Below are 1,164 nucleotides of genomic sequence, written 5' to 3' on the forward strand. Positions count from 1 at the left end.
GCTAAAGGAGGAAGTACCGCAGCCTCCCCTCTTTGCAACCCTTGATAAAGTGCCGCAAACTCTCGATGCAATATCTCTACCGACCAACCATCTGCGATGATGTGGTGAAGACTGATCATCAGCACCGCTTCCGTTGCACTTTGCCTGACCAAACTCGCTCTAAATAGTTGCCCTGCTGTTAGGTCAAAACCTCGCTGTCCTTCTTCTGCTTGTAGTGTCTGTATCTTATGCTGCTGTGTTGCAGGCGCTAGTGATGTTAAATCGTAATGCTGTAAGACAAACCTGACCTCACTTTCCACGACTTGCCTAGGCTCACCTTCATGGCTTATGAAACGGCTTCGCAATATATCATGCCGTGCAATAATGCCTTGTAATGCCTGCTCTATATAGTCAGCTGCTATTACTCCTCGCAGCTGTAATGTTGAACTCATCACATAATGCGCACTGCCAGGTTGCATCTGTTCAATAAACCACAAACGCTGTTGCGCATATGACAAAGCCGCCGGCTCTGAACTGCTTCGTTTTGTGATCAATGTTTGTTGTGAGTGTTCCGCTGCATCTATTGTTGCCGCTAGGCTAACTAAGTCTGGCTGAGCAAATATGTCGCCTAAACCTAGCTCTACTGCAAACGTTGAGCGGATCTCAGCTTGTAGCTTTACACTTAATAAGGAATGCCCACCTAGCGCAAAAAAGTGTTGCTCTAGACCGATATCCCCCGCTTCTATCCCCAACAATTCAGCACATATTTGTACCAATCGTCGCTCTGTTTGACTTGTCGCAGTTATTCGTTTCGTTGCTTGCTGATGTGGACTAGGTAGCGCACTGCGGTCCACTTTACCGTTTGGCGTCAATGGTAAACGCGGTAATGTCACAACCTGTTTTGGTACCATGTATTCCGGTAAGACAGTCGCCAATTGCTGCTGTATGTCACCATGACTGTCGTCTTTGTCACTGACAATATAGGCAACTAAACGGCTCTGCTCCTCTTCGCCCACTACCAGCACCACCGCTTCTCTAACACTTGGTAGCGCTAATAATTGCTGCTCTATTTCCCCTAATTCAATGCGGTGACCACGCACTTTAACCTGGTGATCGGCCCGACCAATCACTTCAAACTCACCTGACACCGTCAATCTGGCCAAGTCTCCCGTCCGATATAATGGT

At 47.8% G+C, this 1,164-nt stretch carries 1 protein-coding gene; it reads right to left on the reverse strand.

Going from position 1 to position 1,164, the window contains the following annotated elements; genetic code table 11:
• A partial coding sequence (locus DS891_RS24260; RefSeq protein WP_254606058.1) for a condensation domain-containing protein occupies window positions 1–1,164 on the reverse strand: 1,164 nt, incomplete at both ends.

The sequence above is a fragment of the Pseudoalteromonas sp. JC28 genome, assembly GCF_013319255.1.
Taxonomy (GTDB): domain Bacteria; phylum Pseudomonadota; class Gammaproteobacteria; order Enterobacterales; family Alteromonadaceae; genus Pseudoalteromonas.